The organism is Xanthomonas sp. WHRI 10204, from assembly GCF_040202875.1.
GTDB lineage: Bacteria > Pseudomonadota > Gammaproteobacteria > Xanthomonadales > Xanthomonadaceae > Xanthomonas.
This window is the reverse complement of record NZ_JBEGDW010000001.1, coordinates 2,017,518-2,043,989: the sequence shown is the minus strand read 5'-3', so window position 1 is coordinate 2,043,989 and position 26,472 is coordinate 2,017,518. Positions and strand designations below refer to the sequence as shown.

The window sequence follows — 26,472 nt, the reverse complement described above, 5'->3', positions numbered from 1 at the left end:
ATGTGTATTCAAATGTTATTTATTATATTTAAGATAAGCCATTCTTATTTCCCTCATGATAATCCTATGCTTTTAGCAGGGCTTCGCCATGTTGCAGCGCCTGCATCGGGCGCACATGCACCGATCAGAAACGGTACTTGGCACTGACGGTCAACGTGCGCTCTTTTCCCAGGTAGCACTCGCCGTGGTAGCAGATGGTGTTGTATTGGTGGTTGAGCAGGTTCGTGACGTTCAAGGCCACCCGCCACTTCCCCGTGTCATAGCGCAGCATGGCTGCCAGCAGGGTGAATCCGCCCTCTGCCGAGGTGTTGGCTTCGTCGTTCTGACGCTCCCCCACGTAGTTGAGACCCGCGCCCACACCGAAGCCTCCAGCGAGCGCGTAGTCCAGCCAAAGCGATGCAGTCTGCTTGGGCACGGTGGGCGGGATCTTGCCGACTTCGGTGACGTCCGCGCTGTCGACAACCTTGAGATCGAGCCAAGTGTAGGAGGCCGTGAGATTCATGTTCGAGGCCAACTCGCCCTTGGCTTCCAGCTCCAACCCCCGCGAGCGCTGCTTGCCGATCTGGCGGGCATCGGAGGTAATGCTGTCGTAGGTGACCACGTTGGTCTTGCGAAGATCGAATAGCGCTGCAGTGAACAGACTCTTGGCGCCTTCGGGCTGGTATTTGATACCCGCTTCCATCTGCTGGCCCCGACTGGGTTGGAACGGGTTGTTACGGGCGTCCACGCCGCTGGTGGGCAGGAACGATTCGGCGTAGCTCGCGTAGGGCGACCAACCACCACCCAGCAGGTAGTTCACGCCAATGCGACTACTGAAGGCATCGTCTCTTTGCGCAATGCGCTGCACGCTCAGGCGGTTGGTTGTGTTGGTCGTGACGCGGTCGTGGCGAACGCCCAGTGTGGCGACCCAGCGGTTTCCAATGCGGATCTGGTCCTGTGCATACAGCCCGAGCTGATTCATCTCCTGGTTGAAATCCGCCATGGGCATGCGCGGTGCCGGTACATCCATGCCATAGATCGGAGCAAGCAGGTCCAAGTTGGGTCCTGTGCCACGAAAGCGCAGCGCCGTGCCCTGCAAGTGGTTCCAGTCCACCCCGAACAGCAAGGTGTGCTCGGCTGATCCTGTGCGCACACTGCCCTGCAACTGCGTGTCGACGGAGCCTTGTTTGAGTCCGTCGTCCCAGGAGCGCGTGCTGCGAGATAGTGTGTGCCCGTCCCCCAGCAGTGCATCGCCCCATAGCGCATCGCGTTCCAGCGCGATGTCGGTATAGCGCGTGTTCTGGCGCAGCATCCAACCGCCCTGGAATGCATGCTCGAACTGATACCCGAGCGAGTATTGATTTTGCTGGAAGCGACTGAACGACGGATCACCATACTTGACGCGGCGCAGCTGGCCGTCAGCATCAACGAAGTTGGCGTAGTAAGGGTCTTCGCCTGATCGGTCTTTGATGAACTCACCCAGCAGCGTGAGCGACGTGGCAGGCGTGGGCTGCCAGCGAAGCGACGGTGCGAGATGGATGCGTGTGCGGTTGATGCGGTCGCCGCTGGGATACCGATCCTGGTCGTTGCTGTCCAGTCCTACGCCCACCAGCCGTAGCCTCAGCTCGTCGCCATCGCCGAGGACGCCGCCCACATCGAAGGCCAGTTGCCGGCGATCAAAGCTGCCGACCTGCACCTCGATCTCGCGCACTGGCTCCGCAAGCGGCGCTTTGCTAACGCGATTGACGACACCGCCAGCGTCGCCCTGGCCGAAGAGCACCGATGAAGGGCCGCGCAACACCTCCACGCGCTCCAGCCCATACGGCTCGGTCAGGCGATAGATCACGCCGAACTGCGTCTGCGGCAAGCCGTCCCTGTAGCTGCTGGTGTTGCCCGGAAAGCCGCGCAGCGCGATGTACTCCCAGCCGCGGTTGTCCGGTCCGTACGCTGCCACCGAGACACCGGGCGTCTGCGCCACGATATCCATCAGGTCCAGCGAGCCGCGCGCATCCATTTCGGTGCGCCCAATCACCGAGATTGACTGCGGTGCCTCCAGCAACGCGGTGTCGGTCTTGGTGGCCGTCCGGCTTCGCTGCGCCGCATAGCCGATGGGCTCGGGCACTTGTGCATCCGCTGTGACCTGGAGCGTCGGAAGCGAGGTGGCGGCGGGTAGTGCCGCGGATCTCAGCACCACCAGGCGTTCTTGCAGGTCGATCTCGGCGGCGAGCCCTGTGCCAGCCAGCATCCGGTGCAGGGCTTCGCGACGGCTCAAACGGCCGAAGACGGCTACCGATTGCCTGCCCGCCGTCAGCGAAGGCGGCGCCAGCAACTGCATGCCGGCTTGCCGGGCAAACTCGTTGAGCGCCTCGCCGAGCGGTCGCGCGGGAACCGAGACGGAAATGGGCGCCTCATGCTCGCGCGCATCGGTTGCCGATGCGGGAGCGGACACACCAAGGACAAGCAAGGCAGCAGCCATGCCGGTTGAAACAATGGAAGGCACGCGATGGGGCATGGAACCGGGCTCCGACAGGCAAGAATGAACGACCTTTGCCTCGGTGGCGACCGATGAGGGGCCGGGTTCGCGCGGTTGCGTCTCGGCGCCGCCCTGCATACGCGAGCGGACTCTCGGATTGGCTGCCTTGGTAAAACGGTATGGCAGTGGGAAGACCGACTGGCTGCGGCAGAATCCTGCGGCAGGCAAGCAGCAGGATCCTTCTCACCTCGCCTTGCAAGGCAAGGACGCAGCCCGGGCGGTTACGGCTTGCCTTGCTGCTCGTAGTCCGTCAGGTAGTGCTCCGGGTTGCTCTGCGCGGACAGATCTTCGTCATAGCGCACCCAGGTGGACTTCTGCGAGCCGGGGACATACAGCTCGCCCGCGCTCCCAGTGAGGATCAGCAGCACGTAGGGGCGGCCGTTGAGCTGGACCGTGTAACGCGTGTCCTTGGCCGTGGTGCTGGTCGTTGCGAGCAAAATCTTCTTGTCGATCGTGCTGTCGGAATCGGTGACTTGGATCAGTGCCTGGTTTTTCTCGCGCGGGCCGTAACGCAAGGTCCAGGCCTTGACGCCATCGGTGGACGCATAGGTCTTCACCTGCGTGGCGATTTCCGCGCGAGGCGCGTCTGCATGGACCGTCGCAACAGCACCGGCAAACAGGACGGGAAAGAGCACGGCCGTGGCAGTCAACTGGCGCAGGCGGTAGCGAAGTTTCATCAACATCTTCCTTGGTAGGTAGTTCAGGGAAAGCACGGACAGGCGGAGGGTTTGAGGCTCGGCAGGCTGGATCGGACTCCAATTGCCGCTCCACGAACTCAACTGCCCTGCCTGTATCAAGACGAACGAGGGAGTGATTTCCCCACCCGCAGAGTTGAGGCCATCGATTCAAGCCGCCGCGCTTTGAAACAATGACTCCAGCAGCAGGCGCGCGAGCGCCCTCCCCGCTTGTATCGTCCAGCGCTCCCAGTTAGCGTTGGTAGTCCAACCCACTGCATTACAGCCAGGCCTGCACTGATGCGGCGTATCGCCCACTGTCCCTCAATGCATCGAATGGCTGCACCGGCGTCAGGGTTGGTACTTGCATTGATGCCGGGCTTGGCCGTCGCTGAAGTCAGCGACAAGATGCCCACTACGACGCATATATGGATCATCACGCTCGTGGCATCGGCGGTCTGTGCAGCGCTCACCGCTTGGCGACCTTGGGCGGGGGTATCGGTAGCGGTGCTCCCTGCGTTCTGGCTGACCGGGCTGCTGCTGGAAATGAACTCGCCCGATGTCGGCCCTTACCTCTCTGCAGAACAAGGTCGGAGTTACTACATTCAGGCGTATCTCGCAGTGGGAGTTTTCGTTGCCACTCTGGTGTTCGGACTGCGCCTTGCGCTGCGACGCCGCAAGACAATCAGGGCATCCGCCCGCGCGCGAAAGCATCATTAAGCAACACCATGCAGCTACCAATGTGAGGTGCAACACTGCACACACGCCTCTTATGTCGAGCTGTCGTGGTTGCGTCTTGGGTCCGGTCGATGGAATGCCTCCCGTCTACATCGTTGGAACCTGCTCCTCCCCGGCCTCAGAATTGCGCGAGGTTTCCCTCCCCCACCCCATCAACGCAGTGACTTGGCTCAGGTCCGAGTCCGAGCATGACAGCATACCGCCGATGACCACCATTAGCTGCAGTTCCGCCAGGCAAACCGTGTCGACGATGCACAGCCAGATCGAGGCAGATCCCGCACTGAAACTGACGCTTGAGGGCGCGATTTCGGTGGAGCAAGAAAATTTTCCAGACAGACAGACCTATGAGGCGGCGGCCCATGTGGAAGCTTGCCCGTCGTGCCAACATTGGCTCAGCAATTGGCTGGATACGCAGTCCCCAGAACGGATCGAACACCGGGAACGGCTGGCAAAATATTGCTGCCTTCACATGTTCGAGGCAGTGACAGATCCTGCGGCCGAGATTCGATTCTCCTTCGAGCTGTTCCGTCTCGACCCGTGTTGGCTGATCAACGAGCACTATGCGTTTGCGAATTTCTGTCCGTGGTGCTCGAAGAGACTGCCTGGACACGCATTCGAGCCTGGTGGGCCTTGACGCAGCATGCCCATGTCGAAACTCAATGGAAATGCCGGCCTGCTGGCAATTTTCAACCAGCCTTCCCCATACCGCTGCCATCAACGAAGTGCAGGACCATGACCACTACTGCAGGTTTCAGTTCTCCCAGCCTTGGACTGGCATTCGCCCTGGCTGCTGCATCTCCTGCACAGGCAGCATCTGTCCCGCAAACCGTCCCCTATCCCGCGATCGACACGTCGTTCTCCCGGCCCGACGCAGAGCGCATGCCGAGCCGGGCTACGCTCCGTGCGTTCGTGACTGAAACGAAAAGCTACAGCCGGGCGAATACGTTCTGTTTCGTACAGCGGCGACTTGACCGACCGGAGACGGCCGATCCAGGCATGAGTGTGTTGTCCATGATCTGGCATGAAGGCAAGGCGATCTACCTTGTCAATCTCGTCAGATCGGGAGAGCGCTACGAGCGCGATAACGCAATGGATCCATTGAACGAGGGGCGGTCACTGGCTTCCAGCACAGACGCCGTGGATCTCACCACCGATGTGGTTCCGACCGATGAGGATGTCGGCACCAGCACCTTTCTCGTGAGCCGTTCCTGGGTTGATCATGAGTTCTCTCAGTGTCGGCGCGTGGGCACCCAAGTGAGGATTGCGGCGTTCAAGCCACCCGCGACAACGCCATAGTTCCCGATCTGCATGACTTCAGCGCGCTGCAGTAATTCGTATGTTGGGTCCAACAGACCGAACTCAAGACAGGCGATTGATGCGCGTATGGCTTGCGTTCCGTTGGTGCGATCAGCATAAATAAGCACTGTTCAAAGGCTGTGTCTTTCATCGTGGTGGCAGCCAAGACATGTCGAGCTCTCTCAACCGGTCATATCGTATGGCTAGCTGCAGCAGTGCGACGGTGTGGGAAACCCCCAGTTTCTTCTGCAATCTCGCCTTATAAGTTCCTACCGTCTTGGAGTTCACGCCCAAGCGCCGAGCGACCTCTTTTTGCCGTATGCCTTGCGCGAGCAGAGATGCAACCGCCAGTTCGCGGGGGGACAGCGTATCGAACGGATCACCACTTGCCGGCTGGGGATTGAAAGCCAGGTTTTGCGCGATAGCGCTCCCTAGATAGAAGTGACCGGCAGCGGCACTGCGCACGGCTTTCATGAGTTCGGGAACCTCACTACTCAGGCTGATGCAACCGGACGCTCCCGCACGCATCACCCGCACAGGCCAAGGCCCGTCATCCATCTCGGACAGCACGACGACGCGCGGCATCCCGTCATTCCCAATGAGATGCGGGATGACATCGATGGCCCGGGCGTCCGGCAAGGTCAGATCGCAAAGCACAACGTCAGGGCATGTCACGGGAATTTGCTGCAGGGCCTCCTTGCCCGTGCCCGTACCGCTGCGCACAGTGATTCCGGGTTCGCGGGAAAGGATCATCTCAATGCTCTCGCGCACCAACCTATGTCGTCCAATGACGTAGACCGCGATTGCCATGCTACTGCCCTGCTTGTGCCTTTTCCTGCGTTTGCATCGTTGCGGTTGATGCGCCAAGAAGACGCACTGCCGCAGCTCAAACGCCCGTTGCTTCATCTACCTAGTCGAGCGAGAAGCAGATTTCCCTACCCCCGATGCTTGTCGGGTCGCTGGTGCGGACAGCGCTGATTTGGGCTAATCTGGACGGATGTCTAGCGCCGTCGACGACTGGTTCGTCCAGCACATTCTCATCCACGAGACGGCGCTAGTCGCCTATTTAAGGCGTTGTTGGCCAAACCCCGATGACGTGCACGATCTTCGCCAGGAGATCTATGCCCGCGTCTATGAAGCGGCAAGCCGCAAACTTCCCGACATCCCGCGGGCATTCCTTTTCAGCACCGCGAATCACCTCGTGACGGATCGCATCCGTCGCAGCCGCGTCGTGTCCATTGAGGCAGTGGGTGATCCGGACGCCCTGCTCGTCTTAGTAGATGAGTGCACCCCGGAACGTTGGATGGGAGGACGCCAGCTGTTGGCCCGCTTGGCCCATGCTTTCGATCGGTTGCCAGATCGCTGCCGCGAAGTCGTGTGGCTGCGCCGTGTGCAGGAAATGTCGCAAAAGGAGGTCGCCATGCATCTGGGTATCAGCGAGAAGACCGTCGAAAAACACATGGCCAAAGGTATTCGCCTGCTGGCCGATTATTTCCACGGTTCCCCGACGTCATCGCTTTCGACGCCCGCCAGGGCAGTCAAATCAACGCGCGATGGACAGCAGACAGATTGAGCAGATCGCCGCGCAGTGGTTGGCGCGGCGTGAGGGCGATCGGTGGGATGCGACGAGCCAAGTGGAGCTCGACGCCTGGCTGGCACAGTCCACGGCACACCGCGTCGCCTTCCTGCGCCTGGATGCGGCCTGGCGGGAAGCCGAACGCCTGAAGGCAATCGCTGCTGGCCTGCCCAAATGGGGGCCGCCTGCGCGTGGCCGGTTCACTGGATCCGCCATTGCACCGGCAGCCCATGACACGCTCGTGCAGGTCGATCCATCGTCCCACCACGCCATGCGTCAGAAGCGACGATGGAAGTTGCCGCTCGCCGCAGCCTTGGTGTTCGGCTTGGCCATCGCTAGCACGATGTTTTTGGATGACACCCAGCCCGCGCAGACAAAAGCAGGCCATGCCTACCAGAGTGCACCCGGCACCCTGCGCGCGCTCGCTCTGGCCGATGGCTCTCGGTCTACCCTCGGCAGCGACACCCGCATCAGCGTTGATCTCAGCCACCGTGAACGGCACATCGCGCTGCAGCGGGGCGAAGCGTTTTTCGAAGTCGCCAAGGACAAGAGCCGCCCGTTCGTGGTGCAGGTCGGCACGCGCCGCGTCGTTGCCGTGGGAACACAGTTTTCGGTACGTCGCGATGCCGACGAACTGTGGGTGATCGTCACTGAGGGCACGGTGCGCCTGGACACCGATCCGAAGGATGGCAGACCGCAGTCGCCGGTGCTCATTGCTGCGGGCGGCATCGCCGTGGCCGGCCCCCATGGGGTGCTCGTGCGTAGCAGCACCATCGCCGAGGCGCAGCAGCAGGTGGACTGGCGTTCGGGCTACCTCAGCTTCACCAACGCGCCGCTGCGAGACGCGGTGGCTGAGTTCAACCGATTCAACACGCGACCACTGGTATTGGCTGATCCCCAGTTGGGAGAGCTGCGCATCGGCGGGCGTTTCAGCTGGCGCAACACCGACGGGTTCGCGCGGCTGCTCGAACGCAGCTATCCAATACGCACCGAATCACGCGCTGAACAGGTCATCCTTCACGCCCGCTGAGGCGTGCCTGCGCGGTACCACGCGTTTCTCGATGGGGGATACCGCGCATTTGATCGTCTTTATTAGCGGGCGCAACGGTGCGCCGTGAATTGGAAAGAAGGACCGGATGTCGCTTCGTGCGTGCTCGCAATGGCTCGGCTTGATCTGCTGTGCAGTGCCCGCGCTGCAGGCAATTGCCACGCCCGCCACGATCGAGATCCCCGCCGGCCCGCTGAGCGTGGCGCTGGATACCCTGTCACGTCGGGCCGGGACACAGTTGTTGTACCAGCCGCAGCAGATCCAGGGCGTATCGAGCCCCGGTGCCCACGGCGCACTGACCGCGGACCAGGCACTGGCGCAGTTGCTGCGTGGCACTGGCCTCGTGGCGCACCGCGATGCCTCCGGTGCCGTATTGCTGCAGCCGGCACCCGCGAGCACGCCCGCTGCGACGCAAGGGCCGCAGCCCGCGCACCTTGGCACATCGGCGCCGGTCGCACTGCATACGATCAAGGTCACCGGCTCACGCATTGCCCGCTCGCAGGTTGAAGGACCGGCGCCGCTCGCGGTCATCACCGCCGCGCAGATCCGGGCCGGCGGCTTCGCAAGCGTGCCGCAGGTGCTGCGCGCCATGACGCAGAATATTGGCCAGACACAGAGCGAGCAGTCACTCGGTAACGCCGACTACAGCCCTGGATCGGAACAGGTGGACCTGCGGGGCCTGGGACCGAACCACACGCTGGTGCTGGTCAACGGCCAACGCATCGCCGATTTCCCGATGCCCTTCATGGGACGCAGCAATTTCGCAGATGTCTCGGGCCTGCCGTTGGGCCTGATCGAACGCATCGAGGTCCTGACCGGCAGCGGATCGGCCATCTACGGCTCCGATGCGATCGCTGGCGTCATCAATTTCATCCTCAAGCAGCGTGCCGACGGCACCACGGTGGATGTGCGTGCGGGCCAGACTGACCACGGCGATGCACAGTCGTTGGAGCTGGCGGTTTCCAGTGGTTATTCGCACGGAGCCTTCGATGGCGTCTTCGGCTTGCAGGCCACGTCCCAACAGCCGCTTTGGGCCTACCAGCGCAGCCGCCAGGATTCGACCCGCGACGCGCCCACCGAGCGCGCGGCCGCGCCGCGCCGCACCTTCTTGCGCACAGATGCCTCCGGTGCCTACCTGGATCCGGGCGAATCGGCCTGCGCGCCGCTGGAGGAACTCAACGGCAACAGCACCGCCTACAGTGCGCGCACTGGGCAAGCTGCCGTCGATCCAGCGACCGGCCAGCGTGGCGCCGGCTATTACTGCGGCAGCCCCGCATCCATCGGCTACGGCACCGTGCTGAATCGGCGCCAGGGATTCAATGCGCATGCGTCGCTGCACTACGCGCTGGACGCGTCATCGCACTGGTTCGCCGACCTTCAGTTCGGCTCGCACTCCGTATCGCTGCTTCGCGATGTGCCCAGCTGGGCCTACATGGACGCCGACGGCAACGAGCAAGGCGACTTCTACAACCGTGCGACGGGCCAGGTCGAGTACTGGAGCCGCCAGTTCACCCCTGAGGAAATCGGGGGGCTGGGACACAACATGATCGACACCCGCCAACAGACCTTGGGCATTGCGACGGGCATCAAGGGGCAGCTTGGCGAAGCGTGGTCCTACGAAACGACCCTGAGCCATTCGCAATACCGGGCACGCATCAGTTGGCCACGCATCGTGGCTGCGCGTGCGAACGGGCTGTTCCTCGGGCAACCGGTCGGCACGGATCCAGGCTCGAATACCGCGGTGTTCGATGCAGATCCCGCTCGCCTGTATGCCCCGTTGCGCCGCGAGGACTACGAGGCCATTGCGGCGCGCACGCAGTACACGCCGCGGTCCCGCACGGACACCCTCTCGGCCACACTGACAAATGCCCAGCTGGGAGCCTTTCCAGGCGGAAATGCCGCACTCTCGGTGACGGCCGAAGTCGGCGGGCAGTCCTACGACCTGCACCCCGATCCCCTGGCGACGCAGTATTACTACTACAGCTGGCGCGATGCCGATGGCAGCGGAAGCCGTGATCGCTGGGCGCTGGCCAGCGAGTTGCGCCTGCCAGCGACCGAACGCTTGAATGTCAGCCTGGCCGGCCGCTACGACCAGTACCGCTACACGGGACGGCATCCCGGTCGCTTCACCTGGAACGCAGGATTGGAATGGCGCCCCCGCGACAGCCTGCTGTTGCGGGGTTCCTATGGACCAGGCTTTCGTGCCCCCGACCTGCATTACCTCTATGCCGGCGAAGGCAACGACGAAGCCACAAGCGTGGACTACTACCGCTGTGCTACCCAGGACGCCCAGGCCAGCACCGCCGCATGCCGCTTCAACGACGAGTCGCTGGTGCGCCGCCGTCGCGGCAACCGGGATCTCAAGGCGGAAACGAGCACGGCCTGGACTGCGGGAGCGGTGTGGTCTCCTCGGCAAGGCCTGGACCTATCGGCGGACTATTTCTCGATCGACATGCGCGACCAAGTGCAGGACCTTCGCGTAGACCGCGTATTGCGCGATGAAGCCGAGTGCCGGCTCGGACAGCGGGATCCGGCTTCCAGCGCATGCCTACAGGCAGTCGCCCGGGTGGAACGGGATGCAGACGGTGCCCTGTATGCGGTCTCGGTGGCACCGATCAACGTGGCGCGGGAAACGACCAGCGGCGTGGATGCCAGCCTGCGTTACCAGATCGAAACCAGTGGAGGAGCGTTTGATCTCGTCGGCAGCTATACCTGGGTGCACCAACACCGGATCCAGCTTCAAGGCAGCGATGCCACGGAGAACGCATTCGCGGTCAACAGTGGCTACGACGCGCCACGCACGAAAGCCAACGCAACCCTGCTCTGGTCACGCAATGCGTGGTCAGCCAGCCTGCAAGGGCAGCGCCTGGGCCGTCTTCCGAGTGCGGAATCGTCGCTGGAGATTTACGCACCAGGCAGCGGAGCCAGTCCCTGGATCGCGGCGACCTACCGCTTCAACGGCACGCTGCAATACCGCTTAAACGCGCGGACTCAGGTGTCGCTCGCCGCGACGAACCTCTTCGACGCCATGCCTCCGGTAGATCGCAGTGCGACGGTCTACCCGTATTACGACGTGTCTTGGTTCGACACGATCGGACGGCGATTCACCCTGCAGTACACCCAGAAGTTCGGTGGCGCGTCGATTTACTAGCCAGCCACCCGAGCGGTGACGCTGCTTGGCGATCACCCCGTACCGGCGAGTCCATCCCAATGCGACGCCGCCCGCACTACCCGCCCCGAATGGGCATTCGTTCACACCAACCCAAGGAAAGGAAATGAAAGCACCCCGCCCCACCTCCATCACCGTGATCGCTTGGCTCTTGATCGTGTCCTCTGTGCTATCGGTCATCGCTTTCGTGATGGCCCATGGCAATGCTGCGGCAGAGAGCATCATGCGACAGGGCGTCCTGCCCCTGTGGATTCAATACGCGATCGGCTACTTCGGCATGGCCGTGCAATTCTTCTGCGCACTCGCCTTCTTCAAGGGAAAGTCCTGGGGACGAACGCTCTATATCGGTTGGGGCGTCCTCGGACTGGTGATCGGATTTGCGACATCGCCCACGAAGCTGGCGCTGATCCCCGGCATGATTCTGTTTGCGGTCGTCGTGTTCTTCCTCCTGCGGCCGGCAGCCAATGCGTTTTTCGCCAAGGGGCGCGGTGACGTCAGCTTCGGTCGCGCCTGAGGCATCGGAGACCGGCGCCCAGGCCACGGGTGCCGGTCCTCATCAACGCACCTGCCATCCGCCCGCCCCGTACGACCTCGGATATCCGACGGTTGCATGCGCGCTGGTCTATCGATTGCAGAACTTCTCTCCAGACTGCATACAAACCATCGAATGAATATTGAAATCCGCAGCAGGCGTCCTTGCCTCTCGTCCGCACACATCCAACCGCTGGCTTTGCAACAGAGAATTGTCCGATGGACGCGCTGATCCGAGCCGGCCAAGAGGCGCTTCACCGCGGCGACTACGCACAGCTGTGCCGGCTATGGTCTGGAAGCACCGTGTTCAACCACATGGAAGAGGAGGTGATCTCGGCGGTTTTTCAGCAATGCCACGCCGCTGCCGAGCGCGGTGAGGGCGCTGAGTGGCCCTTGCTGATGCAATGCTCGATCTACCTCGATTGCAGCGATCAGTTCGATGCCAACCGGGAAACTGCACTGCGCACCACCTGGGAGTGGGCCCAGAAGGCGATCCGTCTCGCCCCGGGCAATGCCTTGGCGCATCGGCTGGCAGGCAGCGCCTGCTACTGGATGGACGAACGTCCGGGCGCCATCGCGGCCTATCGGCAATCGGACACCTTGCAGCCTCAGGTCGACTTGCAGGTGCGGCTGTTCGAGATGGCATCACGTCCTGCGGGCGTCAGCTTTCGCGAGCTACCGCTGGACCTTCGCGACGAAGATGCGAGCAACTACTATCGCGCTGGCGTCACCTTGGGCAAATGGCTTGCCAATAGCGATGACGCCGCCGATGCCGCGTACATCGCGGCACTTCAAGTCGCGCTGTATGAGCGTTGCATCGCGCTCTACGTCCTCTGCCTTGTTCACCGCGAGGGCAATCCCTTCAATGCGGACGGCCATACCTTTGCGATGTGCTGCAACAACCTGGGCCAGCTGTACAACGCTCAGGGCCGGCACGAAGAAGCTTTGAAACTGCTGCAGCAGGGCCTGGAGTACAGCGAGTTCCAGTATCTGCGCCAGAACTTGCGCGACACCTATCGCCACCTCGGCATGGTCAAAGAAGCGGCTGACAGTTCCCTGACGCTGATGCAGCACTACGACCTGGATCCGGCCCTGTTCTTCGATTGTGCGCAGACGGCCTGCAGCTACCTCAACCGCATCGGCCAGAGCGAGGACGTGTTGCAGATCATCGACGCAGCCGATGAGACCTACCAGTCGTTGCCGGAGGACATGCAGCAAGAGTGCCTGGCCATTTACGCCAAGCTGTCGGTGCATCGGGCCCCGGCTGCATCGCTACTCGGCGGTACGCCCCCATCAGCGATGAACGAGGATCTTCTCCAGAAAGCACTCAAGGACAGTCCTGAGGATCTTGAGCTGCACCTGGCGTATTGCAGCCTGCTGGTGAACAGACAGGCCTATCCGGAAGCTCTCGCCTCCTACGGCACCTTGGTGCACCAGGCCGCCGCGGCACAGGACGCAAAGGTATTTCGCAATGCACTCAGCGCGCGCGGCTACTTGCAGCTATATCACCTGAACGATCCACTGCAGGCACTGCAGGACTACAACGCCATTGAGCACAGTGGCCATCTGGACTTCTATACCTGCTACTACCAGGCCAACTGCCACTACGTGTTGAAGGATGTGCAGGCGACATTGGCGGCAGGCCGACGCGCGTTGGAACAGATCACCGATGCAATCACACGCGACGATCCGCAGTCGGTCGCACAACTGCACATGATGCTGGCCAACAGCCATTTCGACGCAGGCGACTTTGGTGCTGCGGTGCTTGCCTACGAGGCCTCGCTTGCGCTCGACGACAGGGCGGACGTCCGCGAGAACTACGTGCTGGCCCAGCAAATGGCTCAACCCAAAAAAAGCTGGCTTTCAAGGCTGATGCGCTAGCGCACAGGCCCGCCCGCGCGGCCAAGGGGCCGACATCTCATCGACTCATCCTCTCTATCTGCAGGACTCAGCAATGAACGACACGGCGCAGGACTATTCGCAGTACAGCCCCAAGTGGCAATTCCGATTCGATTTCTATGATCGATACGGCGAACCGAAATCCTCTACCTTCAAGGCAGCCATGCGATCCAGCACGTTGTCCTTCGGGCAGAAGATCAAGCTCAACATGAACTTCTACGCGTTCTTCTTTGGGTTCATCTATTACTTCATTTTGGGAATGTGGCGCAAGGCATTGGTCCTGATCGGCGTCTCCTTCGTCGTCGGTTTCATTTGCTCATTCCTGCCGGAATACGTACTGCGCGCTTTCGGCCTGTCGTATTCCCTGCTGGTGGGGATGACCGCCAACTACGCCTACTACCTTCACAAGATCAAGGGCAGTACCAGTTGGAATCCCCTGGAAGGGGTACGTTGGTAAGCACATGCTCGGCATAGGGCGCCCCTTTTTTCTTTAGCGTTCGAATAGGGCGCACGGAGCCGTACAGCGCGTTACAGGACACCCACTGCGGGGGGATTTACCCCGCGGTGGCCAGCGCAGATTCTATCTGGTGGAACACAAGAGCATGTGCAATGTGAGAGTCATTGCGTGCAAGCAACAACAGGCGTTTCCGATACCACGCAGGCTGCGATGCAGCCTTATTCCCGTAGTTCGAACTCCTACCAACAATGCGGATGAAAATGAAACGGCCAGGGGCCGTGGTCAAGTACACAAGCTCGAATCCGCCACGAATCACCCTGCCATGGAATGCTGGAGGATAGATCACGCGCGACAGGGGGACGCAGGAGTTCGCAATGGAGTTGCGACACATGTTCTCAAAAAACGAAGCACGATCGAGCCCATTATGCAAAGTGTATTACCGCCCCATCGAAGCAGCGATCCGATGGAGTGGCCTGCACCGTCACGAAGCAATGATCCTGGATGTCCTCGGTGAGCGCCAGACGCCCACCCTCCATGACTTCCCGCGTTGGCCCCTGCTGCGGCTGAATGCCGAGCGCATCTACGATGGCATCCTCAACGATGAGCTGGCGTATGGATACGACGGACTGACTGCCCGTGGTACGAGGGCAGGCAATGGCACTGAAGACGACATTGATCAGACGCGACTGACCGTACGGCACACGGCGCTCCGAGAATGGATGCAACGTTGCTATCCAGGCCAACGCCCGCGATTTCTCTTCACAGCCTCCGAGCGCGCGGCGCACCCCATCATCACATTGGAAACTGGCCAAGCGATGCTGGCCGAGCAGGCGGCAACGCATGCGCTGTTACGCCAGTGCCAGCAAGACGCCCGATCGCTGCAGGCGCGCTACGACGCATTGCTGTCGCGGCAAGCCACTGGGCCTATTTCCCCGTCAGCCTCAGCGCTCAGCGAGCGTGCAGAGACGACCTACCTCAATATTATCGGCGCGCTATTGGACTTACTGCTTGGCAAGGCGCCTTCCGGAAAGCCGTACTCCAGCTTTCGTACCCAGGAGGCCGTCATCAGCGCACTAATGGCCCATAACGACGGGCTGATGGGGCTGACGGAACGCACACTGCAGGGCAAGTTCGCACGCGCCAAGCGGCAGATCAATGCACGCCAGCCACCTCCAGCGCAAGACCGTATGTGCGGTCGCGAAAACCGCATTGGCGGTGTTCAACGAGACTGAAGCAGATTCCACTGGCCGCCTGTCTGAACAACGCCAGTAAGCGTCAGGAATGGCCACCATGTCCTCGTACAGCACGCCTTCGGGCAACACGCCCGCCACGGTCCCAACGCAGCACAGCCGCCGCATCCTGCGCCGTGCGGACGTCGAAGCCCGGACCGGCTTCAAACGCGCCCACATCTACAGCCTGATGAAAGACCAGAAGTTCCCCCAGCGCGTGCGCCTGGGTGTGCGCGCCGTCGGCTGGTACGAGGATGAAATCGATCAGTGGCTCGCCGGCCGGAAACGCGCATGAGCACCACGCACGCCCACGGGAGCGCCGCGCACGCGATGCAGGTCGTCTCGATCATTTCGACCAAAGGCGGCGTCGGCAAGACCACGACCGCCGCCAACCTGGGCGGATTCATGGCGGACGCCGGCCTGCGCGTGCTGCTGATGGACCTGGACATCCAGCCCACCCTGTCGAGCTACTTCTCCCTCGATCGGCGCGCGGCCGGCGGCATCTACGAACTGCTGGCCTTCAATGCGCAGGACCTCGCCGTGCTCGTCTCGCGCACCGCCGTGAGCGGCCTGGACGTGGTGATCTCCAACGACGCGCAGGGCCAGTTGAACACGCTGCTGCTGCATGCGGCCGATGGCCGGCTGCGCCTGCGCAACCTGCTCGGCATCTTTCGGCCGCACTACGACCTGCTGCTGATCGACACGCAGGGCGCGCGCAGCGTCTTGCTGGAAATGGCCGTGCTGGCCTCGGACCTGTCGCTGTCGCCGGTCACGCCGGAGATCCTCGCCGCGCGCGAGTTGCAGCGCGGCACCCTGAATTTGATGCAGGAGATCGCTCCGTACCGCCATCTGGGCATCGAGCCACCGCCCTTGCGCTTGCTCATCAACCGGGTCCACCCGGTCTCGGCCAACGCGCGGCAGATCCAGCAGGCGCTGCGCGGCATCTTCCAGCAGCGCCCCGGCATCCAGGTACTGGACACCTCGATCCCGGCGATCGAGGCGTACCCCAAGGCCGCGCTGCGCGGCCTGCCCGTGCACCGCGTCGAGAGCCGGCGTCCCCACGGCCGCTCGGCACCCGCGGCGCTGGAGAGCCAGCGCGCGCTCGCGAGCGAACTGTTCCCGCAGTGGCGCGACCGCTTCGAGCAGGTCACGGGGAAGGCGACCCATGCCGCGGCGAACTGATACGCCCTCTCGCGGGACCGCGCTGCAGCGGCTCGTGGCGTTCGCCCGCGGCGAAGGATGGGAGCTCGTGGCCAGCGCACAGGGCTTTCCGCGCCTGTGCAAGCCGGGACTGCCCGCCATCCACCTCGGCATGCCGGGGGAGCCAGGCGACGCCTCTCTCACGAGCGAACGTTCGCACCGCGAGCGTGCGCACGAGACGTGCCCTGACCCGCGCGGGAGGCCGTGATGGCGCACCAGGACGCAGACATGGCCGGCCAGCTGCTGGCCGAGACCTTCCAGCGCAGCGGCCCGGCCGCCTCGGCGCTCAGCGACCCCATCGCCGACACGCCGATGGTGGTGACGCTGGACCAGTTGCGCCCGTACGACCTGAACCCGCGCGTCACCGTCAATCCGCTGTATGCCGAGATCAAGGCCTCCATCCGCGAGCGCGGACTCGATGCGGCGCCCGCGATCACGCGCCGGCCGGGCGAGGCGCACTACACGATCCGCAACGGCGGCAACACGCGGCTGGCGATCCTGCGCGAGCTGTGGGCCGAGACCAAGGAGAAACGGTTCTTTCGCATTCCCTGCCTGTTCCGGCCCTGGCCCGCCCGCGGCGAAATCATCGCGCTCACCGGCCACCTGGCCGAGAACGAACTGCACGGGAGCCTGACCTTCATCGAACGCGCGCTCGGCGTGGAGAAGGCCCGCGAACTCTACGAACAGGAGCATGGCGGCAAGCCGATGACGCAGGCGGAGCTCGCGCGGCGCCTGGCGGCCGATGGCTACCCCGTGCCGCAGCCGCACATCAGCCGGATGCGAGACGCCGTGCAGTACCTGCTGCCCGCGATTCCCTCGGTCCTCTATGCGGGCCTGGGGCGTCACCAGGTCGAACGGCTGTCGCTACTGCGCAAGGCTGCCGAGCACGCCTGGGCGCAGCGTGCCGCAGCGCAGGCGCCGGCGATGGAATTCGCGGACCTGTTCCAGGAGGTGCTCGCGGGATTCGATGCGCTGCCGGACGGTTTTTCCTACGAGCGCGTGCAGGACGAGTTGATCGGGCAGATGGCGCAATGGCTGGAGGCGGACTACGACACGCTGGCCCTGGACATCGCCGGCGTGGAAAGCCGCCAGCGGGCCCTGCTGAGCGTGCCTGCGCCCTCGCCGAAGCCGGGCGACGTGGCACCGCCTGTCCCGCAGGCAGCGGCATCCACGGGCCTTGAAACACGCTCTGCAACGCCCCGCGCAACGCCCAGCGCGCCGTCCGAATCCGCACCGCGCGCGGCCAGCACGCAGGCCGGGGAGCCTGCCGCATCCGCCTCGCCCAGTGACACGCCGGATTCCATGGTGTCGCGCGTGCAGGAGCACGTCGTCTCCCCTGCCGCGAGCACCGAGCGCCTGCAATCCCTGCAGAGGCTGGTGGCCGACCACCATGGCGAGGCATCGCCCTCCTTCGCCGACAACGTGGTGCAGGCGATTCCGGTGCAGGCCGGCGGCCTCTACCCCATCTCGGACGTCTGGCACATCGATCCCGGACTGGACTCCCCCGATCGCCTGCGCGTGCACATCGCGCAGTTCGCGCGCGAGATCGCCGCCGAGGGCGGCGCGGCCGACCGCGTTGCCGCCACCGACCACGGCCTGGGATTCGCATGCGACGAAGACGCCGCTGCAGTAGCGCCCCTGGCCCACGCCATGCTCGCGCTGCTGCAGGCGCTGGAGGCGGGATACACGGCAACGGCGGCCCCTGCCGCACCTCCCACGCTGGCCGAGGCGATGGCGCCCCTGCTGCGCGCCCACCGCATCGCGCCTCGGCTCAGCGACAGTGGCCTGGTGAAGCTGTTTCGCCTGCTGCGGCTGGCGCGCCGGCTGGCCGAAGTCGAGGCCGGCGCCGACGCGATGCCCACCTGACCGGCCTGCTGCCATGACCGCACCCCACCCGCTCAACCAGGCCGTGATCGCACAGGCGCTGCACGACCTGCGCAACGGCCAGCTGCGCCGCGCCCGCTCGATGGGCTTCGGCGATGCCGAACTGGCCGCGCTCAAGCGGCCCGACCTGGTGAGCGTGCTGCTCAACGCGTCGGTGTCGTGGTGTTCGGTCACGGTCAACCGCGAGGTCGTGCGGCGGCTGCTCGGCCAGGTGCAGGACGTGGAGCGCGAGATCTCCACGGTGGACCGCATGCTGCGCCTGGGCGCCAGCACGGAAATGGTCAGCACCTTCTTCGGGCTCTCGCACCAGGAAGTGGCACTGCGCCGCGAGATCCTCGGACTGCCCAAGCGCAAGGGACGCCACCCGGTCCTGAGCGAGGCGCAGGATGCCGACCTCTGGGCGCGCTGGCGCGCCGCCGCGCGCGAGCGGGGCGTCGCGCTCGAAGACGACATGGCGATGCTGGACGTCGCGATGGACCTGGCCGAGGACATGGCCCTCCCGCTGTCGGTCGTGTGGGCCGCGATACAAGGCTGGATCGCGCAAGGACTGGTGTAGGGCCATGGCGACGTCGGGGACGCCCCGGCCGGCTGGACCGCGCCCGCTCTCGGCCGTACTCGATGAGGCCTGGCGTCAGGTCCAGGCCCCTGCCCTCGGCCCACCCGAAGGGGCCTTCCCGCCACCTCCCGCCGCGCCGTCCGCACCCGCGTTTCAGGACGGGTTCCTGTACAGCGGCAACCGCCAGGAGAGCGTCCCCCGCGCGCTGTTCCTGGACCGGCGGCTCACGCCGCTGGAGCGCAATGCATGGCAGGTGTTCCGGCTGCAGCTGCAGGGCGATGGACTCACCGCATTGCCCACCTACGAGCAGTTGCGTCCCTACCTGTCGGCCATGCCCTGCGGACCGAAGGCCTCCACCGAGACCGTCGCGCGTGCGCTCACGCTGCTGCGACTCACGCGCTGGCTGAGCCTGGTGCGCCGCCGCCGCGATCCGCGCACCGGGCGCATCCTGGGCAACCTGTACGTGCTCCACGACGAACCGCTCACGCCCTTCGAGGCGATGCAACTGGACGCCGGCTACCTCGGCCTGGTCAGCCAGGCCCTCACGCACGCCAGCAAGGCCGTGCAGCAGGTCGGGCTGCACACGTTGCAGGAAATCGCCGAGGACCCGTTGCTCAACGGACGCGTGCTGCCCACGCGGCTGCAGGTGCTCTCCGACCGCCTGGCCCGTGGCGGGATGGATGCCTTGCATGGAGTAGACACTTATCCACAGGAGGCGCCCTCCCACGAATCCGAAGGCGGTGCACAAGGCCGCCTTCGGATGGCCGATGCCCCCGCTTCGGATTCCGATGCCGGGCGCCCAACCCCGTCGCAGGCCCCCCTTCGGAATCCGAAGCGGGACCGTACAGTACGTAGTAGTTCTCTCTCAGAAATACGTACGGTACCGCGGGTGCACGAGCGCACGGACCTGCGCCTGCCTGCGCTGTTTCTTCGCTTGAAGGACGAGCAGCAAGCCGGCGCGCTGGTGGCCCTGGAGCAGGTGCCGGCGGCTCAGCGCCAGGCCGTGCTCGACGAGTGGGCCGCGCGCTGCCGGGACAGCGCGGTGCGCAGCCCGGCGGGCTACCTGTTCGGCATCATCCAGAAAGCCCTGCGCGGAGAGTTCAACGCACGGGCCGGTGCCCCAGGCGCTAGCGGTGGCGGCGCGCCTGCGACAGCGCCACCACCACCGCAGGCTGCGCCACCGCCCCCTGCGGCTCCAAAGCCTGCGAGCCGCGAAGTGGTGCAGGCCCATCTGGACCGGCTGCGGGCCATCCTGCGCGGCCCCTGAGCAGAACGCCGTGGCGCTTGGCGGAATCAGACCCCGGGTATCAACGGAACACACCGCCTTCCTGCGGCTCAGGGCGACGCGCAAGCGCAACGGGGAATCGCACACGGCCCACGCGGGGTCCGCAGACATCCCTGGCCGTCCATGGCGCTAGACCCAGGGTATAGGCGCAACAGGGAGCCTTCCCTGGCACCAAGGCGCCGGCGGCCGCGTGCCGGCCACGCGCGAATGCGCACGCGCCACGCATCGCCGACAACCCGCGCAAAACAGGCCGCCACGGACTGCGTTTTGTTCACGGACAGCCTTCCCTGCCCGCGACGACGCTAGCGGCTCGTACATCCCCCAGCGAGTCGTCCCATGGCCGAAGCCCCCCAATCCCCCGCCCTGCAGCTCAATCTCGGATCATTGCGCAGCGCGATGTCGCTGACGCTGCACACCCACCACGCCTCCCGCATCTGGCATGGCCGCGCCGCCGCCGAGGGACGGCCGGGCATCGTCGGTCTCAACGGCTACATCGCCGTGATGAACAAGATGAAGCGCGGCGCCGAACAGGACGATCCGTACTCGGACTGGTGGATGCTTCGCATCGAGGAGAAGCTCGCGCAGACCGACACCGCCCTGCGCCAACTGCGCGAGCAGGTGGACAGCGCCCTCGCCGACGTGCCGCCTGCCCTGTCGCTGGGCGACAACCTCAACGTGCAGCCCATCCGCCTGCCCCTGTTCGTCAATGCGCAACTCGGCTTCATGGCGGTCTACCTGCTGGCCGACTACGACGAACTGGCGCGCAAGCTGATCCTGGCCCACCACACCGCGCTCATCGACCGCTCGACCTTGGAACGCTGGCTCAACGAGGGTGCCCATGCCCTGCGCAGCCTGTTTTCGCTGGCGCAGCAGTACCGCTACTCCGGCTGCACGCGCGACGACTTCGCCGCCAAGAACGCCGCTGCCCGCGCCGCGCTGGAGAAGTTCGGCGAGCTGCCGCAGGACGTGCTCGAAGGCACGCGCCGCTCCCGCTATGCGCCACCGATCGTGCGGCGCTCGGCATTGGCGGCGCCCGCGCGCAGCAGCGTCAGCGACGGAAGCGATGGCGATGGCGATCGCCTCGCCATGCCAAGCACTGCTGAAGACAGCCCGTCGGCCGCCACTGACGCCGAGGATGGCGGGGGCACGCCGGCATGAACCACGCATCAACCACGAGCGCACCGGGCCGCCGCTTCGTGCCGCTGGAACAGACGGACTTCCGCAATCTGCGACAGGCGGCCTCTCTAAAAGGCCTTTTACAGCCTTTTAAAGGTAAGGGGCCTTTGATGCACTGGGCCAGCGAGTGCCACGCGCTGCGCGACGACCTCGCCACCCTGGCGCAGCAGCGCGTGCTGGCGCAGGCGAGCCGGTATCCCTTCCTGCTGCTGCCGGTCCAGCTGGCCCAGCAAACCACTGGCGCAGGCACGCGTTTTTTGCGCTGGCGCAGCCACGATCGCTCGGCGATGGGCGTGGCGCTGTGGCAAGACCTGATGGCGAACCCCGCGACACCGGACAGCCTGGTCGACGACCTGTACGCGATGGAGGTAGAGCGCGTGGTGCTGAACATGCAGGTGAGCCTGCTGCACACGCTGGGCCGCCAGGCCCTGGATTGCGCAGCCAAGCTGGAACAAGCCCACGACTGCCATCTGCGCCGCAGGGGCCTGCCCTCCCGCACCGAAGGTGCTGCGCCATGAACGCAGCAGCGACGGCGCCAGGACGCACCGCCAAGGCAGCAACCTGCGCCAGACCCGGCGCTTGACCGATCCGCGACACCTGCATCGGCGACTGCCGTGCAGTCCTTTCAACCCACCTGGAGACTGATCCCATGAGCACGTATTTCAGCGGCGAAGGCAACATCGGCTCGCCCCCCGAGTTCGACGAGTATCCCAACGGCAACGACGAGCCGCGCCGCGTCCTGCGCCTGAACGTGTACTTCGACAATCCCGTTCCCAACAAGGACGGCTCGTTCGATGATCGCGGAGGGTACTGGGCGCCGGTGGAGTGGTGGCACCGCGATGCCGAGCACTGGGCCACGCTCTTTGCCAAAGGCATGCGCGTGATGGTCCGCGGCCGCCAGGAGCGCGACGACTGGACCGACAGCGACAACCAGCCGCGCACGACGTACCGGATCAACGCGCGCAGCGTCGGCATCCTGCCCTACCGACTGGAGTCCGTGGCGCTCAGCCCGAAGCCGGGCACCGCCGGCGATTGACCCATGCGCAATCCCACCCCCGGGTCGACACCTGCGACGGCGCTGCCTCGCCTGGCCGGGGGCCGGGCGGCGCAACGCGGTGGCCGCGGCGTGCGCGTTGTTGGCTGCGGTGTGCGAGCAAGCCCGGAATGCTGATGGCCATTCGATGACCGTCACGCACCTTCGGGAGGCATCATGCGCGTGGTTCTGTGCGAGAAGCCTTCCCAAGGCAAGGACATCGCCAAGGTCCTGGGCGCAATCCAGCGCGAGGCGGGCTGCTACGCCGGCCCGGGCATCAAGGTCACCTGGGGCATCGGCCACCTGATCGAGGCCGCTCCCCCGGAGGCCTACGGCGAGCAGTACCAGCGCTGGGCGCTGGAGACGCTGCCCATCCTTCCCCAGCGCTGGCAGTGGGTCGTCAAGACCCAGACCGCCGCGCAATTCAAAGTCGTCCGGCAACTGTTGGCACAGGCCACCGAACTGGTGATCGCCACCGATGCGGACCGCGAGGGCGAGATGATCGCCCGCGAGTTGATCGACTACTGCGGCTACCGCGGACCGATCAAGCGCCTGTGGCTGTCGGCGCTCAACGATGCCTCGATCCGCAAGGCGCTGGGCGCGCTGCGGACTTCGGACGAGACGCTGCCGCTCTACCACTGCGCGCTCGCGCGCTCGCGTGCCGATTGGTTGATCGGCATGAACCTCAGTCGCCTGTTCACCCTGCTCGGCCGGCAGGCCGGCTACGACGGCGTGCTGTCCGTCGGGCGCGTGCAGACCCCCACGCTCAAGCTGGTGGTCGACCGCGACCGGGCGATCGTCGCCTTCGTGCCGGTGCCGTTCTGGTCCATCGAGGTCTCGCTGTCCACCTGCGGAAAGACGTTCACTGCGCGCTGGACGCCGCCGGCGGGCTGCACCGACGAGGCCGGCCGGTGCCTGCAGCCCGCGGTGGCGCGGCAGGCGGCCGATCGCATCCGCGCCGCAGGAGCGGCGCAAGTGGTCGGCATCGATACCGAACGGGTGCGCGAGGGACCTCCGCTGCCGTTCGACTTGAGCACGTTGCAGGAGGTTTGCTCCCGGCGCCTCGGACTGGACGTGCAGGAAACCCTCGACATCGCGCAAGCGCTCTACGAAACGCACAAGGCCACGACGTACCCGCGCACCGACTCGGGCTACCTGCCGGACAGCATGCTCGCCGAAGTGCCCCGGGTTCTCGACAGCCTGGTCCAGACCGATCCCAGCCTGCGCCCGCTGATCGCCCAGCTCGATCCCACCCAGCGTTCGCGCGCATGGAACGACGCCAAGATCACGGCGCATCCCGGGATCATCCCCACGCTCGAGCCGGCCGACCTGTCCGCCATGGGCGAGAAGGAGCTCTCGGTCTACCGGCTGATCCGCGCGCACTATCTCGCCCAGTTCCTTCCCCACCACGAATTCGATCGCACCACGGCGCGGTTCACCAGCGACGGCCAGGCACTGCAGGCCGTCGGCAAGCAGATCGCCGTGCCAGGCTGGCATTTGGCCATCACAGCACCGCCCTCCCCGCCGCAGTATGCGGGCGCCGAGACGGACGACGCAGGGCCACGCGACCAAGTCTTGCCGTTGCTGCGCGAAGGGACGGCGTGCCGGGTCGAGGCCCTCGATTTGCAGTCGCTGCAGACCCAGCCCCCCAGGCCGTACACGCAAGGCGAACTGGTCAAGGCGATGAAGACCGTCGCCAAGCTGGTCACGGACCCGCGCCTGAAGCAAAAGCTCAAGGAGACGACCGGCATCGGCACCGAGGCGACGCGCGCCAACATCATCAGCGGCCTGCTCGGCCGCGGCTACCTGCTCAAGAAAGGACGCACGGTCCGCGCCTCGGACACCGCCATGACGCTCATCGATGCGGTGCCGGCGGCGATCACCGATCCCGGCACGACCGCGATCTGGGAGCAGGCCCTGGACATGATCGAATCGGGCCAGATGCGCCTGGACACGTTCGTCGAGAAGCAGTCCGCCTGGGTCGTGCAGTTGGTGCAGCAGTACCGCGGCGCGACGTTGGCCATCCGCATTCCCCAGGGCCCCGACTGCCCGCTGTGCGGCGCGGCCACGCGCCAGCGCAGCGGCAAGACCGGTGCCTTTTGGTCGTGCTCGCGCTATCCCGACTGCAAGGGCACTCTCCCCATCGCTCGTCCCAAGACGCGCCGCGCCAGCGGCGGCAACGGCGCCGCGGCACGCACCCCGCGCCGGCGCTCCCACTAGCGCCCCGACGTCCCGACAGGCACCTCACCCGCTCGCATCGCCCCCCGCGCCGATGCGTTGTTGTCCTCGCGCCCCCGCGAGGCCCCAGCACGCTCAAGCCTTCTGCAACGTGTGCCCGCCGGCACGGCCTTCGTGCACCGGCCGGCGTGAAGGCGTCTTCCTGCCCAGCCCGCACCAGCGGGACGACCTCATCGCGTGTTCCCGTGGTTCCGGCGGGTCCCCAGGCGCCTTGCGGTGCGAGCCGCCTGGAGACCCGCTGGGTCCACGGCAGTCCATGCCGGCGCCTACCGGTGAAACAACAGGTGCCCTTTGTGCGCGGATGCGTGCCAGGGATTGTCGGCCCCAGCCACGACACGGGCCGGGTGAAGGCTGCGACAGCGGACGGTTCTACCGACGACCGCGTGCTGTGCCAGTCCACGGGTGGTCGCTTCCTCGCGAGCCGGAGACCCACGGTCTCCGGCGTCTTCTTCCGGTTTGCCGCCTTTCCTGACTTCCCCCCCCACCGCGAACAGGAGACCCCCATGGAACCCAACCCCGCAACCACCACCACCGCATTGGAGTACGGCAGCGTGTGCAGCGGCATCGAGGCGGCCAGCCTCGCCTGGCAACCGCTCGGCCTCGTGCCCGCGTGGTTCGCCGAGACCGATCCGTTTGCAAGCGCAGTGCTCGCCCACCGCCACCCCCGCGTACCCAACCTGGGCGACATGACGCAGCTGGCGCATCGCATCCGCGCGCGTGCCATTGCCGCGCCCGACATCCTGGTGGGCGGCACGCCCTGCCAGTCCTTCAGCGTCGCCGGCGCCCGCCAGGGACTCGCCGATCCCCGCGGCGCGCTCACCCTGGCCTATGTGGAGATCGCCAATGCCATCGACCAAGTCCGCGCCCGTTCCCACCGCCCGCTCGCCACGCTCGTCTGGGAAAACGTCCCGGGCGTCCTCAGCGACCGCGGCAATGCCTTTGGCTGCCTGCTGGGCGCATTGGCCGGCGAAGACCGTGCGCTCGAACCGCCAGGGCCGCGGTGGACGAACGCAGGTTGTGTGTCTGGACCGCGCCGGCGCATCGCCTGGCGCGTGCTCGACGCCCAATATTTCGGCGTCGCCCAGCGCCGCCGCCGCGTGTTTCTTGTGGCAAGTGGTGGAGACCACATCGATCCCGCCGAAATACTATTTGAGCGCGAAAGCCTGCGCGGGGATCCTTCGCCGGGCCGCGCACCGTGGCAAGGCGCTGCCGGCGCTGCTGGACCACGCCCTGCGCGAGCAGGCGGCCCAACAGGGCTGAAGTCGCCCTACGGCCAGGTCACCGTGTCGCTCGGCTTCGGCAACGGCCAGGGGCCTGTTGATGTCTCGGCCTGCCTCATGGCCGCCGGCCCCCGGCATGACCTGTGCACCGAGACGGTTCTCGTGCAGTCGGTGGCCGGACGCATCAGCCACACGCTGGACACGGCCAACGGCGGCAAGGGGAGCGGCGAGGACGGCACGGGCAAGGGCGTGCCCATCATCGCATTCACTGCGCAAGGCAACGGTGCCGACGCGCTTAGCGGGCGGTGTCCGACCTTGCGGGCCGGGGGCCACCGATCCGGCCACGGAAACGGCGGTGTTGTCCCGGCGATCGCATTCGCACAGAACTCCCGCGACGAGCTGCGGTGTGAGGGCGGCCACGGAAAGATCGCGGGCACGCTCTCCACTGCCGGCGGGAAGCCGGGCCAGGGGCATCCCATGGTGCTGCAGCCCGCGACCCACGAAGACCACTTTGTGTGCGAACCGGCCGGCGTCGGCAGCTGGGGCCTACGCTGGCGCGTGCGGCGGCTCATGCCACGCGAGTGTGAGCGACTGCAGGGCATGCCGGACGATCACACGCTGGTGCCCTACCGCGGCAAGCCCGCGGCGGATGGGCCGCGCTACAAGGCCATCGGCAACTCGATGGCCGTACCGTGTGTCGCCTGGATCGGCGCGCGGCTGCAGCGCGCCATGTCGGGAGCCCCCTGACGCA

At 65.2% G+C, this 26,472-nt stretch carries 23 protein-coding genes; 20 read left to right on the top strand and 3 right to left on the bottom strand.

The features are described 5' to 3' along the window. Positions 1 to 124: 124 nt before the first annotated feature. Both ABQZ00_RS09010 and ABQZ00_RS09005 read right to left on the bottom strand, forming a co-directional pair. Positions 125 to 2,680 carry a TonB-dependent siderophore receptor gene (locus ABQZ00_RS09010; protein WP_323537031.1) on the bottom strand — a complete coding sequence of 852 codons (2,556 nt, stop codon included), beginning with the start codon at positions 2,678 to 2,680 and terminating at the stop codon, positions 125 to 127. 53 nt (positions 2,681 to 2,733) lie between these two features. After that, a complete protein-coding gene (locus ABQZ00_RS09005; protein ID WP_323537032.1) occupies positions 2,734 to 3,189 on the bottom strand; it encodes a hypothetical protein in 456 nt (151 codons plus the stop codon). Between the two features lie 378 nt (positions 3,190 to 3,567). On the opposite strand from ABQZ00_RS09005, the gene ABQZ00_RS09000 reads away from it, so the two are divergent. The 3 genes from ABQZ00_RS09000 (at position 3,568) to ABQZ00_RS08990 (ending at position 5,220) form a co-directional block, all read left to right on the top strand. Further along, the gene (locus ABQZ00_RS09000) at positions 3,568 to 3,906 is read left to right on the top strand and encodes a hypothetical protein (protein ID WP_323537033.1); all 339 of its coding nucleotides are present in this window, start codon (positions 3,568 to 3,570) and stop codon (positions 3,904 to 3,906) included. 223 nt (positions 3,907 to 4,129) lie between these two features. Continuing rightward, positions 4,130 to 4,558, top strand: coding sequence for a hypothetical protein (locus tag ABQZ00_RS08995; protein WP_323537034.1), 429 nt, complete (start codon positions 4,130 to 4,132; stop codon positions 4,556 to 4,558). A 98-nt stretch (positions 4,559 to 4,656) separates the two neighbouring features. Next, positions 4,657 to 5,220 (top strand): hypothetical protein, encoded by a 564-nt coding sequence (locus ABQZ00_RS08990; RefSeq protein ID WP_323537035.1) that lies wholly within the window; start codon positions 4,657 to 4,659, stop codon positions 5,218 to 5,220. Between the two features lie 147 nt (positions 5,221 to 5,367). On the opposite strand, the gene ABQZ00_RS08985 is transcribed toward ABQZ00_RS08990, so the two are convergent. Further along, positions 5,368 to 6,030 (bottom strand): LuxR C-terminal-related transcriptional regulator, encoded by a 663-nt coding sequence (locus ABQZ00_RS08985; RefSeq protein WP_323537036.1) that lies wholly within the window; start codon positions 6,028 to 6,030, stop codon positions 5,368 to 5,370. 187 nt (positions 6,031 to 6,217) lie between these two features. Between ABQZ00_RS08985 and ABQZ00_RS08980 the strand changes: the two genes are divergently transcribed. From ABQZ00_RS08980 to ABQZ00_RS08900, 17 genes are all read left to right on the top strand, one after another. Further along, complete coding sequence (locus tag ABQZ00_RS08980) at positions 6,218 to 6,793, top strand: RNA polymerase sigma factor (protein ID WP_323537037.1); 576 nt, start codon at positions 6,218 to 6,220, stop codon at positions 6,791 to 6,793. Then, positions 6,774 to 7,826 (top strand): FecR family protein, encoded by a 1,053-nt coding sequence (locus tag ABQZ00_RS08975; RefSeq protein ID WP_323537038.1) that lies wholly within the window; start codon positions 6,774 to 6,776, stop codon positions 7,824 to 7,826. The genes ABQZ00_RS08980 and ABQZ00_RS08975 overlap by 20 nt, the downstream gene beginning before the upstream one ends. Positions 7,827 to 7,932: 106 nt before the next feature. Next, the gene (locus tag ABQZ00_RS08970; protein ID WP_323537039.1) at positions 7,933 to 10,995 is read left to right on the top strand and encodes a TonB-dependent receptor domain-containing protein; all 3,063 of its coding nucleotides are present in this window, start codon (positions 7,933 to 7,935) and stop codon (positions 10,993 to 10,995) included. 124 nt (positions 10,996 to 11,119) lie between these two features. After that, a complete protein-coding gene (locus tag ABQZ00_RS08965; RefSeq protein ID WP_323537040.1) occupies positions 11,120 to 11,527 on the top strand; it encodes a hypothetical protein in 408 nt (135 codons plus the stop codon). A gap of 236 nt (positions 11,528 to 11,763) precedes the next feature. Next, positions 11,764 to 13,425, top strand: coding sequence for a tetratricopeptide repeat protein (locus ABQZ00_RS08960; protein ID WP_323537041.1), 1,662 nt, complete (start codon positions 11,764 to 11,766; stop codon positions 13,423 to 13,425). 73 nt (positions 13,426 to 13,498) lie between these two features. Further along, positions 13,499 to 13,900, top strand: a complete 402-nt coding sequence (locus tag ABQZ00_RS08955; RefSeq protein ID WP_323537042.1) for a DUF2628 domain-containing protein — start codon at positions 13,499 to 13,501, stop codon at positions 13,898 to 13,900. Positions 13,901 to 14,289: 389 nt separating this feature from the next. Continuing rightward, the gene (locus ABQZ00_RS08950) at positions 14,290 to 15,132 is read left to right on the top strand and encodes a hypothetical protein (protein ID WP_323537043.1); all 843 of its coding nucleotides are present in this window, start codon (positions 14,290 to 14,292) and stop codon (positions 15,130 to 15,132) included. 58 nt (positions 15,133 to 15,190) lie between these two features. Next, a complete protein-coding gene (locus ABQZ00_RS08945) occupies positions 15,191 to 15,424 on the top strand; it encodes an AlpA family transcriptional regulator (protein ID WP_323537044.1) in 234 nt (77 codons plus the stop codon). Between the two features lie 35 nt (positions 15,425 to 15,459). Beyond that, positions 15,460 to 16,311, top strand: coding sequence for a ParA family protein (locus ABQZ00_RS08940; RefSeq protein ID WP_323537426.1), 852 nt, complete (start codon positions 15,460 to 15,462; stop codon positions 16,309 to 16,311). Positions 16,312 to 16,557: 246 nt separating this feature from the next. After that, a complete protein-coding gene (locus ABQZ00_RS08935; protein WP_349775718.1) occupies positions 16,558 to 18,195 on the top strand; it encodes a ParB family protein in 1,638 nt (545 codons plus the stop codon). Between the two features lie 13 nt (positions 18,196 to 18,208). Beyond that, positions 18,209 to 18,769, top strand: coding sequence for a DUF2857 domain-containing protein (locus ABQZ00_RS08930; protein WP_323537046.1), 561 nt, complete (start codon positions 18,209 to 18,211; stop codon positions 18,767 to 18,769). Between the two features lie 4 nt (positions 18,770 to 18,773). Beyond that, positions 18,774 to 20,036, top strand: coding sequence for an STY4528 family pathogenicity island replication protein (locus tag ABQZ00_RS08925; protein WP_323537047.1), 1,263 nt, complete (start codon positions 18,774 to 18,776; stop codon positions 20,034 to 20,036). 354 nt (positions 20,037 to 20,390) lie between these two features. Continuing rightward, positions 20,391 to 21,212, top strand: coding sequence for a PFL_4669 family integrating conjugative element protein (locus tag ABQZ00_RS08920; RefSeq protein ID WP_503064255.1), 822 nt, complete (start codon positions 20,391 to 20,393; stop codon positions 21,210 to 21,212). Further along, complete coding sequence (locus ABQZ00_RS08915; RefSeq protein WP_323537048.1) at positions 21,209 to 21,748, top strand: DUF3158 family protein; 540 nt, start codon at positions 21,209 to 21,211, stop codon at positions 21,746 to 21,748. Before ABQZ00_RS08920 ends, ABQZ00_RS08915 begins: the two co-directional genes overlap by 4 nt. A 131-nt stretch (positions 21,749 to 21,879) precedes the next feature. After that, the gene (locus tag ABQZ00_RS08910; RefSeq protein ID WP_228316139.1) at positions 21,880 to 22,266 is read left to right on the top strand and encodes a single-stranded DNA-binding protein; all 387 of its coding nucleotides are present in this window, start codon (positions 21,880 to 21,882) and stop codon (positions 22,264 to 22,266) included. 174 nt (positions 22,267 to 22,440) lie between these two features. Then, positions 22,441 to 24,483: a DNA topoisomerase III gene (locus tag ABQZ00_RS08905; RefSeq protein WP_323537049.1), complete on the top strand. Its 2,043-nt coding sequence runs from the start codon at positions 22,441 to 22,443 to the stop codon at positions 24,481 to 24,483. Positions 24,484 to 25,004: 521 nt separating this feature from the next. Next, positions 25,005 to 26,468 (top strand): DNA cytosine methyltransferase, encoded by a 1,464-nt coding sequence (locus ABQZ00_RS08900; RefSeq protein WP_323537050.1) that lies wholly within the window; start codon positions 25,005 to 25,007, stop codon positions 26,466 to 26,468. Positions 26,469 to 26,472 lie beyond the last annotated feature (4 nt).

Excerpts from the sequence above, each read along its gene's own strand:
- ABQZ00_RS09005 (WP_323537032.1), bottom strand. The coding sequence starts at position 3,189 with ATGAAACTTCGCTACCGCCTGCGCCAGTTGACTGCCACGGCCGTGCTC.
- ABQZ00_RS08995 (WP_323537034.1), top strand. The coding sequence starts at position 4,130 with ATGACCACCATTAGCTGCAGTTCCGCCAGGCAAACCGTGTCGACGATG.
- ABQZ00_RS08990 (WP_323537035.1), top strand. The coding sequence starts at position 4,657 with ATGACCACTACTGCAGGTTTCAGTTCTCCCAGCCTTGGACTGGCATTC.
- ABQZ00_RS08985 (WP_323537036.1), bottom strand. The coding sequence starts at position 6,030 with ATGGCAATCGCGGTCTACGTCATTGGACGACATAGGTTGGTGCGCGAG.
- ABQZ00_RS08980 (WP_323537037.1), top strand. The coding sequence starts at position 6,218 with ATGTCTAGCGCCGTCGACGACTGGTTCGTCCAGCACATTCTCATCCAC.
- ABQZ00_RS08975 (WP_323537038.1), top strand. The coding sequence starts at position 6,774 with ATGGACAGCAGACAGATTGAGCAGATCGCCGCGCAGTGGTTGGCGCGG.
- ABQZ00_RS08970 (WP_323537039.1), top strand. The coding sequence starts at position 7,933 with ATGTCGCTTCGTGCGTGCTCGCAATGGCTCGGCTTGATCTGCTGTGCA.
- ABQZ00_RS08965 (WP_323537040.1), top strand. The coding sequence starts at position 11,120 with ATGAAAGCACCCCGCCCCACCTCCATCACCGTGATCGCTTGGCTCTTG.
- ABQZ00_RS08960 (WP_323537041.1), top strand. The coding sequence starts at position 11,764 with ATGGACGCGCTGATCCGAGCCGGCCAAGAGGCGCTTCACCGCGGCGAC.
- ABQZ00_RS08955 (WP_323537042.1), top strand. The coding sequence starts at position 13,499 with ATGAACGACACGGCGCAGGACTATTCGCAGTACAGCCCCAAGTGGCAA.
- ABQZ00_RS08950 (WP_323537043.1), top strand. The coding sequence starts at position 14,290 with ATGTTCTCAAAAAACGAAGCACGATCGAGCCCATTATGCAAAGTGTAT.
- ABQZ00_RS08945 (WP_323537044.1), top strand. The coding sequence starts at position 15,191 with ATGTCCTCGTACAGCACGCCTTCGGGCAACACGCCCGCCACGGTCCCA.
- ABQZ00_RS08940 (WP_323537426.1), top strand. The coding sequence starts at position 15,460 with ATGCAGGTCGTCTCGATCATTTCGACCAAAGGCGGCGTCGGCAAGACC.
- ABQZ00_RS08935 (WP_349775718.1), top strand. The coding sequence starts at position 16,558 with ATGGCCGGCCAGCTGCTGGCCGAGACCTTCCAGCGCAGCGGCCCGGCC.
- ABQZ00_RS08930 (WP_323537046.1), top strand. The coding sequence starts at position 18,209 with ATGACCGCACCCCACCCGCTCAACCAGGCCGTGATCGCACAGGCGCTG.
- ABQZ00_RS08925 (WP_323537047.1), top strand. The coding sequence starts at position 18,774 with ATGGCGACGTCGGGGACGCCCCGGCCGGCTGGACCGCGCCCGCTCTCG.
- ABQZ00_RS08920 (WP_503064255.1), top strand. The coding sequence starts at position 20,391 with ATGGCCGAAGCCCCCCAATCCCCCGCCCTGCAGCTCAATCTCGGATCA.
- ABQZ00_RS08915 (WP_323537048.1), top strand. The coding sequence starts at position 21,209 with ATGAACCACGCATCAACCACGAGCGCACCGGGCCGCCGCTTCGTGCCG.
- ABQZ00_RS08910 (WP_228316139.1), top strand. The coding sequence starts at position 21,880 with ATGAGCACGTATTTCAGCGGCGAAGGCAACATCGGCTCGCCCCCCGAG.
- ABQZ00_RS08905 (WP_323537049.1), top strand. The coding sequence starts at position 22,441 with ATGCGCGTGGTTCTGTGCGAGAAGCCTTCCCAAGGCAAGGACATCGCC.
- ABQZ00_RS08900 (WP_323537050.1), top strand. The coding sequence starts at position 25,005 with ATGGAACCCAACCCCGCAACCACCACCACCGCATTGGAGTACGGCAGC.